Below are 9,146 nucleotides of genomic sequence, written 5' to 3' on the forward strand. Positions count from 1 at the left end.
TCGCCCCGCCGTCTGCCACCGTCGATGGATGAGCGAGCTTAGAACTCGGGGCCGCCCGAGGTCGTGCCGAGATTCGGATTCGAGCGCTGGTTCTGCTCGGCATTGCCGCCCTTGGCGGAATCCTCGAACACCGCCTCACGGTTCGAGATGAAGGGGCCGCCACGGACGCTGCCGGTATCCTCGACATCGAGACGGCCATCGGCGTCACGATAGGCGCCGTAGACGGAGGGGTGATCGATTGGGCCGCCAGCGGTGGTTCCGGCCTGCGGGTAGGCCCGCTCGGGCTGGCCGACATTGCCGGAGGGCGACTGGGCGAGGGCGGCGGTCGCGCTCAGGGAGGCGGCGACGAGGGCGAGGGTCAGGGTACGCATGGTCGTGTCTCGATGTCTTCTTGAGATGGTCGGCCTCTCGGTAGCTGCCTCCTGAAAGAAGCGGGGCGCTTGCCGGGCCGGCATGCCCCAACAAGCATCGGCAGCCGGCTACGTTCCGAAGACGATGAGCCGGCGATCTGTCGCAGTTCGGAGGGGATGATTCCGGACATCAGCCACCATTCGGGGGCATGAGCGGCTAGATGAGGAAGATTCTTACTGCTCTTGCCAGGACAGGCCAGGGAAGGTGGAGAAACTTTCTCTACGGATCGAAATAATGAAACGATGAACAATCCGTGATGGGTGACAACCCGCACGGTGCGACCTTTCCCCCTGCTTACGGCACAAAATAAAAGAGCCGGCCCGTCAGGGCCGGCTCTTCATATGTCCCGTTCGGAAAGCGGCTTTGTTCAGCGCGCCGGGCCGCCGGAGGTCGTACCCGTATTGGCACCCATGCCCTTGTTGGTCTGGTCGGCATTGCCGCCCTTCGCCGAATCGACGGCGCCCGCGCCCGGCGACATGCCGTTCTCGCCCATCGGACGGGCGGTGCTGCCGGTGGCCGGCGGCATGTCGCGGGTGGACGGGTTGTCGAGCGGTCCGCCCGTGGTCGTGCCGGCCTGCGGAACCGCTCGCGATGGCTGCGAGACGTTGCCCGAGGGCGACTGGGCCAGGGCGGGCGAGGCGGCGAGGAGCAGGGCGGCGACGGTCAGCTTTGCAAGACGCATGGAGATCATCCTTCTCGGTTCGTGCCCACGACGCGCGCTCTGGTCTTCGATTGCGCGCGAAGGGAAACGTTTCACCGAGAGAACGAGGTTCAAGCGGGGCAGTTCCTCTTGGCCGACAACCGGGACGTGCCGAGGGTCAGGTCGTCTCCGCGAGACCACCGCCTTCGAGGAACCCTTCCAGCCAATGGATGTCGTAGGCACCGTCGAGGACTTCCGGATTCCGCACGAGCGTGCGGAACAGCGGCAGGGTCGTGTCCACCCCGTCGACCACGAATTCGTCGAGGGCGCGGCGCAGGCGCATCAGGCATTCGTGGCGGGTGCGCCCGTGGACGATGAGCTTGCCGATCAGCGAATCGTAATGGGGCGGGATGCGATAGCCCTGATAGGCGGCCGAATCCACGCGCACGCCGAGGCCGCCGGGCGGATGGAAATAGGTGATGAGGCCGGGCGAGGGCCGGAAGGTCGCCGGATGCTCGGCATTGATCCGGCATTCGATGGCGTGGCCCGTCACCTTGACGTCGTCCTGCGTCACCGAGAGGGGCAGGCCGGCGGCGACCCGGATCTGCTCGGTGACGAGATCGATCCCGGTGATCATCTCGGTGACCGGATGCTCCACCTGGATGCGGGTGTTCATTTCGATGAAGTAGAACCGCCCGTCCTCGTAGAGGAACTCGACCGTTCCGGCGCCGATATACTCAAGCTCCTGCATCGCGCGGGCGCAGATGCCGCCGATCTCGGCGCGGGTGGCCTCGTCGATGACGGGAGAGCCGCCTTCCTCCCAGACCTTCTGGTGGCGGCGCTGCAGCGAGCAGTCGCGCTCGGCCAGATGGACGGCTCTGCCGCGGCCGTCACCGAGGACCTGCACCTCGATGTGGCGCGGCTTCTCGAGATACTTCTCGAGATAGACCGCATCGTCGCCGAACGCCGCCTTGGCCTCGGTGCGGGCCATGTCGAGGGCCTGTTCGAGGTCGGCTTCCGTGCGGGCCACCTTCATGCCGCGGCCGCCGCCGCCGGAGGCCGCCTTGACGAGGACCGGATAGCCGATCTCGGCGGAGATGCGCTTGGCTTCCACCGGATCCTCGACGCCGCCCTCGGACCCGGGCACGCAGGGGATGCCGAGGCGCTTGGCGGTGCGCTTGGCCTCGATCTTGTCGCCCATGATGCGGATATGCTCGGCCTTGGGGCCGATGAAGCCGATATTGTGATGGGCCAGCACCTCGGCGAAGCGGGCATTCTCCGAGAGGAAGCCGTAGCCGGGATGGACCGCATCCGCCCCCGTGATCTCGCAGGCGGCGATGATCGAGGGGATGTTGAGGTAGCTCTCGCGGGCGGAAGGCGGCCCGATGCAGACGCTCTCGTCGGCGAGCCGCACATGCATGGCGTCGGCATCCGCCGTCGAATGCACCGCCACGGTGGCGATCCCGAGTTCCTTGGCCGCGCGCAGCACGCGCAGGGCGATCTCGCCGCGATTGGCGATCAGGATCTTTTCGAACATGGGGCGCGCTATCACTCGATGACGAGGAGGGGTTCGCCGAACTCCACCGGCTGGCCGTCCTCGAAGAAGATCGCGGTCACGGTGCCGGCGCGGGGCGCGACGATCTCGTTGAAGGTCTTCATCGCCTCGATCAGCAGCAGCTTCTCGCCCGCCGCCACCTGGGAGCCGATATCGACGAAGGCCTTGGCGTCCGGCGAGGGCCGGCGATAGGCGGTGCCGACCATGGGCGAGGGCACGGCGCCCGGATGACCGGCTCCGGCCTTGGCGCGCTCACCGGCGGCGCCGGGTCCGGCCGCGGGCAAAGCCGCCGCGACGGGCGCGGGCGCCGCCAAGACGGGGGCGGGGGCCGCCACCTGAACATGCACGGGCTCGATCCGGCGCACGACGCGGATGCGCAGGTCACCCTTCTCCACCTCGATCTCGGTCAGATCCGTCTCGGTCACGAGTTTGGCGAGTTCGCGCACGAGTTCGGGATCGAAAGGTTCGTTCTTGGGCATCGGCACCTTGGCCATTCCGGTCAGTCTTGAGAGTTGGCGCCCGACGAAGCGTCGGACGGGAGAGGGGAGAGGCGGTTCCGGAGCAGCCGCGCCAGGGCTTCGAGACCGAGGCCGTAGCTGTGCGGGCCGAAGCCGCAGACGATCCCGGCGCAGACCGGGGCGATGAGCGAGACGTGCCTGAAGGCCTCGCGCGCATGCACGTTCGAGAGATGGACCTCCACCGCCACGGCACCGCTGCCGGCGATCGCGTCCCGCAGGGCGACCGAGGTGTGGGTATAGGCGGCGGCGTTGATCAGGATGCCGGCGCCGGACAGCCCCGCTTCCTGCACGAACCCGACGAGCTCGCCCTCGTGGTTGGTCTGGCGGATCGTCAGCGCCACGCCGAGGCCCTCGGCGCGCACGCGGAGATCGCGCTCGATGTCGTCGAGCGTCGCGGTCCCGTAGATGCCGGGCTCCCGGCGTCCCAGGAGGTTGAGGTTGGGTCCGTGAAGGACGTGGATCGGGATCATGACATCGCGTTCGAAGCGCCGGCTGCGCGCAGGAGCCGGGGCGGTGGTCCTAGACGATCGTTCCGGCTCGCGACAGGTGCGGGCCGGAACAATCGCCGGGGAGCATGGGCCTTCAGCAACTCGCGTGGCCGCACTGGCGGATGTCGGCGATGGTCTTGCGGATCGGCTCCACGCCGACCGCGCCGGGAATGATCTCGTCGCCGATGATGAAGGCGGGCGTGCCCGACAGGCCGAGCTTGTCGCCGAGGCCGACATTCTCGGAGAGCGCCGCCTTCACCTCCGCGCCCTGCGCGTCCTTCTGCAGCTTGGCGACGTCGAGGCCCATGTCCTTGGCCAGAGCGATCGCGCGCTCGCCGTTGACCCGGCCCTTGCTCTCCAGGAGCTTGACGTGGAACTCGAACAGCTTGTCGCCCTTGAGCTGCTGCTTGGCGGCCAGCGAGATCTTGCTCGCCTCAAGGGATTCCGCGCCGAGGACGGGGAAGTCCTTGAGCACGACGCGCAGCTTCGGGTCCGCCTTCACCAGAGCCTGGATGTCGGCCAGCGCCTTGCGGCAATAGCCGCAATTGTAATCGAAGAACTCCACCAGGGTGACGTCGCCGGCCGGGTTGCCGACCACGACGCCGTGGGGCGAATTCACCAGGGTCTCGCGGGATTCCTTCAGAGCGGCGGCCTGCGCCAGCTTCTGCGTCTCCTGCTGGCGCTTCTCGCCCTCGGCGATGGCCTCCTGCAGCACGTCCGGATTCTTGACGAGGTAATCCTTGATGATCGCCTCGATCGCCTGGCGCTGCACGTCGGTGAAGGCCGCGGCCGGGGCCGGCTGCGCGGGAGCCGGGCTCGTCTGGGCGCAGGCGGCGGAGATGCCGGAGGCCAGCGCGCCCGCGAGGGCGACGGTCGAGAGAAGGTGGCGAAGCAGGCGCATTGATCCTCGCGGGGTCGTGTCTCCTCGGCCGTGATCCGGCGCGGGACGACTGGTCGTTAATCTCCGGGTTAGGCGTTTTCGCGGCGGCCGGTCAATCGCGCGTGCGGATGCGGGCGGCCTGGAAGGCGAGGGCAGCCCTGGAAGGCGAGGGCAGGGCGGGGTAAGCCAGCGCAATGACCTCAGCCGCAGACCGTCTCGACGCCAGAGCCTCGGGGAAGACCACTCCGCGATCCTCCCTGCGCGCGAGCCGCGTCGCGCCGTTCCTCGCCATGGACATCATGGCCGCCGCCGCGATCCGCGACAGGCAGGGCGACGGCGTGATCCACATGGAGGTCGGCCAGCCCTCGGCGCCGGCCCCGCGCGGGGTGATCGAGGCGGCGCGGCGCGCCCTCGATTCCGGCAGGCTGCCGTATACCGACGCCCTCGGGATGCCGGCCCTGCGCGCGCGCATCGCCCGGCACTACCGCGACGGCTACGGCCTCACGGTGGCGCCGGAGCGGATCATCGTCACCACCGGCTCGTCGGCGGGCTTCGTCCTCGCCTTCCTCAGCCTGTTCGATGCCGGCGCGCGGGTGGCGGTGCCGCAGCCGGGCTACCCGGCCTATCGCAGCATCCTGCACGCCCTCGACCTCGTCCCCGCGCCGATGATCCTGCGCGACGAGGACCGTTTCGCCCCGACGAGCGCTTCCCTGCGCGAACTCCATCGCCGGGAAGCCCTGTCCGGCGTCCTGGTGATGAGCCCGGCCAACCCGTCCGGCACGGTGATCGAGCCGGCCCGCCTCGCCGAGCTCTGCGCGACGGCCCGCGACCTCGGCCTGCCGTTCATCTCGGACGAGATCTATCACGGTCTCGGCTACGGCGTTCCCACCGAGACCGCGCTGAGATTCGACGACGATGCCATCGTCATCAACTCGTTCTCGAAGACCTATTGCATGACCGGCTGGCGCATCGGCTGGATGGTGGTGCCGCCCTGGCTGGTGCGGCCCATCGAGCGTCTGGCCCAGAACCTCTATATCTCAGCGCCCTACCTGTCGCAGGTGGCGGCGATGGCGGCCTTCGACGCGATGGAGGAGGCGGAGACGATCCGCCTCGGCTATGCCGCCAACCGGGCGCTCCTCCTCGACGCCTTCCCCTCCCTCGGCCTCGGCAAGACGCATCCGGCCGACGGCGCGTTCTACCTCTATGCCGACGTCGCCGACCTCACCGACGACGCCGCCTCCTTCTGCAGGCGCATGCTGGAGGAGGCCGGCGTGGCCGCGACCCCGGGCCTCGATTTCGACGCGGCGGAAGGGGGCCACCACGTGCGCTTCTCCTTCGCGGGCTCCGAGCAGGATTGCGCGGAAGCGGTGCGGCGGCTGAAGACGTGGCTCGGGTGAGGATTCGTCCGCGCCGACATTTCCACGCGGTCTCTGCGGGAAATGGTCATTCCTGAAATAGGGCCCATAGGCATTTCACTCTGCGGGCCGCCGCACCTCGCTGTATCGCGGCTCCGAGAGGTCGCCCTGAGCTTCCAGGCGTCCACAAATCACCAAGGCTCCAATACGCGACAGAACGGCATCGAGCACCGGGTCAGGCTCATCGCTACCCATCTCGCCGAAAATCCGTGTCGATCTACACCGGACCCCTATCGCATTCAGCACCGCTCCGGCGATCCTCGCGACCTTGAGGAACGTGCCGGTACATTCCCGCAGGATGACGAGGTCCAGATCGCCTCCGTCATCCTGGGCTTCCTGGATCAGCGACGCGTGCAAGCCCTCCGTCTTCACCGTACCCGGCATCGGTAGACCCAGGTCGCGTCGGCCCATCCAAGCCAGGGCGTCGGCTTGGTTCTCGGGCGGAGAGACGTCTTTCAGATACGCCGCTTCAGCCAGAAGAGTTCGGTGGACCAACTCCATTGCGAGAAGGAGCGCCTGCACACCATCCTCGCCATAGGCATGAAAGGCAAAGCGCCGGTCGGGCCATGCCAGGATGTAGCGGCACCGCCAAAGGCGTTTGCCCGCAGCCTCCGGACGGAAGAAACTCGCCGTGACCTCCTTGCCCGGATGTAACGAGAAGCGACGCTCCACGAGCGAGTGCCGGGCTTCATTCCCGTCATCCAAAGTGTCGATGCTCATCGGGTGCCCACCACTCTTCCACAGCATCTAAACTTGTATGCGGAAGCTCTGCAAAGGATAGGCGGCGGACGGTGCGCTGGATTCCGACCGACGGCATCGTCGAAAGCCGGCTGCGGGCGTGTCGGCGGCATTTCCCCGGATCGCCCGAGCGAACGACGCGCCGTTACCGACGCCTCTCGTCGCGCGGCGAGATCGGAACCGGAGAACGCTTCCTGTTCCTCGCTGCGGTGTCGTCATCGACCACCTACGGGTCACAAGTGCTCGGACATTGCCGATAGCGGCGGCGAAGGTGATGCCGGAAACGACAGTATGAGAAACCACTCCAAGCGGATGACCGGCTTTGGCTCATCCGAGTGACGATGGCGTCGAGAGCCTTCACCGTGATCGCCGGATCACGGAGAAGGCTCTCGTTGCGAGGCCGGATCTCGATTCGCCGAGCCGGCCTCTCTTCCGGAAGGGACGGTTCTAGGCGGCGCGAACCGTCGCGAGGAACCGACCGACCTCGCCGCCGAGGTGCTCGGACTGACGCGACAGTTCCGAGGCTGCGATCAGGACCTGGCCCGCCGCCGCGCCCGTCTCCTCCGAAGCCTGCGCGACGCCGGCGATGTTGCCGGTCACCTCGCTCGTGCCCGCGGAGGCCTGCGCGACATTGCGCACGATTTCCTGCGTGGCCGCCCCCTGCTCCTCGACCGCGGCGGCGATCGTGGCGGCAACGCTGTTGATCTCCCGAATGCGCGCCGTGATCGAACCGATGGCCGTCACCGCGTCACCGGTCGCCCCCTGGATCCGACCGATCTGCTGGCCGATCTCATCGGTCGCGCGCGCGGTCTGGGTGGCGAGTTCCTTCACTTCCGCCGCCACCACCGCGAACCCCCGACCCGTTTCGCCGGCGCGGGCCGCTTCGATCGTCGCGTTGAGCGCCAGGAGGTTGGTCTGACCGGCGATGTTGGAGATCAGAACCACCACGTCGCCGATCTTGGCGACGGTGCTGCTGAGCTCCTGAACCAGACCGGCGGTCCGATCGGCCTCCAAGACGGCCCGCTGGGCCAGATCGGCCGAGCCCGCCACCTGGCGTCCGATCTCCTGGACCGAAGAGCCGAGTTCCTCGGCGGCGGCGGCGACCGTGTTGACGTTGGCGGCGGCCTCCTCGGCCGCAGCGGCGACGGTGACGGATTGGCTCGCCGTCTCGGTGGCCGTCGACGTCATCTGCTGGGCGGTGGCCTGCAACTCGGTGGCCGACGCGGACACCATCCCGACGATTCCACCGACGGCCCGCTCGAAGCCATCGGCCAGTTCCATCATCGTGCGCCGACGCTCGGCGGCCGCGGCCGCGTCGGCGATGCGCTTCATTTCGGCCTGCTCCGCCGCCTTCTGGGCGACCATGGCCTTGATGCCCTCCACGGCACGACCGACCGCGCCGACCTCGTCGCCGCGCACGGCTTCCCGGATCGTGGCATCGATCTCGCCGCCCGCCATGCGCTGCAGCACGCCCACGAGGCTGGCGATGGGACGGGTGATGCCGGCGAGGACGATGAAGGCGGCCAGGGTCAGGGTCAGCAGGAGCGCCGCGACGGTCGAGGCGATCAGCATGGTGCTGGCATCCGCGACGGATCGATCGGCCCCATCCCTCGCCTGAATGAGCTCGGCCATCAGGCGTTCGATGCGCGGCTGGATCGTGTCGCGCACCTTGGCGCGTGCGACGGCCCCTTCGTTCAGGAGGATCTTGGCCGCGGACTCGGCGTCGTTCTTCAAGCCAAAGACATTGGCGCGGTCGGTGATGGCGAAGAGTTCGACGAGGACCTCACGGAGCGTCTGGTTCGCGGCCTTGCGATCCGGTGTATCCGACATGGCGATCAGCTTGTCCGCGTAGGTCAGCGCACCCTTCGCCGCCGCGTCGTAGCGAGCCTTGTAGGCGGACATCTCCTTCTCGCGCGTTTCGATCAGGATGTTGCGCGCCTGAGCGGCGGCTTCGTTGACGTTGAGGCGGACATTCAGGATGCCGTCGAGGCGAACCACCTGGATATCGACGATCTGCCGCGTCTGCTCAGCCAGATGGATCATGGCGGTCCGGGCGTAGGCGACCAGCCCGGCGGTGACGAGCGCGAGGATCAGCAAGGGCAGCGCGACCTTGAGGAGGATCTTGGTATTGTTCAGAATTCTCATTATCGCCTCGATCTTATCCTGACATATCAGGATACGAGCGACAGTCTCGTTCACAAATATTGATAAACTCATGTCTATGGTCGGAGGGAGGACTGAAAAATCCCGATCGCGCGCAAACGGAATGGGGACTTTCGATCGTCGGCGGCATCGATGAGCGACGGGCAGCCGCGTGCGACGCCGCTTACCCGCATCCCGCATCCGGCTTCGAACGCGGCCGAGGAAGCGGGGGCATGCATCGCCGAAACGGGTCGTCCCATAGCAGGGTGTTGAAGAAGTCCGTGGCGTGAGGGGGCTTGGCATGATTCACTCCGTTCCGGCAGCGGACGGGGAAGTCAGATGCGAGGCTTGGATCAACG

At 67.4% G+C, this 9,146-nt stretch carries 9 protein-coding genes; 1 reads left to right on the top strand and 8 read right to left on the bottom strand.

From position 1 onward, the window contains the following. Nucleotides 1-38 precede the first annotated feature (38 nt). The 6 genes from ACFQ4G_RS19775 to ACFQ4G_RS19800 form a co-directional block, all read right to left on the bottom strand. Entirely contained in the window at nucleotides 39-371 is a 333-nt protein-coding gene (locus ACFQ4G_RS19775) for a hypothetical protein (RefSeq protein ID WP_238207637.1), read from the bottom strand. 407 nt (nucleotides 372-778) lie between these two features. After that, the gene (locus tag ACFQ4G_RS19780) at nucleotides 779-1,093 is read right to left on the bottom strand and encodes a hypothetical protein (protein ID WP_238207636.1); all 315 of its coding nucleotides are present in this window, start codon (nucleotides 1,091-1,093) and stop codon (nucleotides 779-781) included. Nucleotides 1,094-1,229: 136 nt separating this feature from the next. Continuing rightward, complete coding sequence (gene accC / locus ACFQ4G_RS19785) at nucleotides 1,230-2,588, bottom strand: acetyl-CoA carboxylase biotin carboxylase subunit (protein ID WP_238207635.1); 1,359 nt, start codon at nucleotides 2,586-2,588, stop codon at nucleotides 1,230-1,232. An 11-nt stretch (nucleotides 2,589-2,599) separates the two neighbouring features. Further along, nucleotides 2,600-3,085 carry an acetyl-CoA carboxylase biotin carboxyl carrier protein gene (accB, locus tag ACFQ4G_RS19790; RefSeq protein WP_238207634.1) on the bottom strand — a complete coding sequence of 162 codons (486 nt, stop codon included), beginning with the start codon at nucleotides 3,083-3,085 and terminating at the stop codon, nucleotides 2,600-2,602. Between the two features lie 20 nt (nucleotides 3,086-3,105). Next, nucleotides 3,106-3,594, bottom strand: coding sequence for a type II 3-dehydroquinate dehydratase (aroQ, locus tag ACFQ4G_RS19795; RefSeq protein WP_238207633.1), 489 nt, complete (start codon nucleotides 3,592-3,594; stop codon nucleotides 3,106-3,108). A gap of 112 nt (nucleotides 3,595-3,706) precedes the next feature. Beyond that, nucleotides 3,707-4,513, bottom strand: coding sequence for a DsbA family protein (locus ACFQ4G_RS19800; RefSeq protein WP_238207632.1), 807 nt, complete (start codon nucleotides 4,511-4,513; stop codon nucleotides 3,707-3,709). A 173-nt stretch (nucleotides 4,514-4,686) separates the two neighbouring features. Between ACFQ4G_RS19800 and ACFQ4G_RS19805 the strand changes: the two genes are divergently transcribed. Further along, a complete protein-coding gene (locus ACFQ4G_RS19805) occupies nucleotides 4,687-5,889 on the top strand; it encodes a pyridoxal phosphate-dependent aminotransferase (protein WP_238207631.1) in 1,203 nt (400 codons plus the stop codon). Between the two features lie 75 nt (nucleotides 5,890-5,964). On the opposite strand, the gene ACFQ4G_RS19810 is transcribed toward ACFQ4G_RS19805, so the two are convergent. Together ACFQ4G_RS19810 and ACFQ4G_RS19815 are read right to left on the bottom strand one after the other, a co-directional pair. Beyond that, on the bottom strand, nucleotides 5,965-6,627 hold the full coding sequence (locus tag ACFQ4G_RS19810; RefSeq protein WP_238207629.1) for a DUF6968 family protein: 663 nt from the start codon (nucleotides 6,625-6,627) through the stop codon (nucleotides 5,965-5,967). Nucleotides 6,628-7,092: 465 nt separating this feature from the next. Continuing rightward, entirely contained in the window at nucleotides 7,093-8,790 is a 1,698-nt protein-coding gene (locus ACFQ4G_RS19815) for a methyl-accepting chemotaxis protein (RefSeq protein ID WP_238207628.1), read from the bottom strand. Nucleotides 8,791-9,146: the final 356 nt, after the last annotated feature.

It is taken from the genome of Methylobacterium marchantiae (assembly GCF_042679825.1).
Classification (GTDB): domain Bacteria; phylum Pseudomonadota; class Alphaproteobacteria; order Rhizobiales; family Beijerinckiaceae; genus Methylobacterium; species Methylobacterium marchantiae.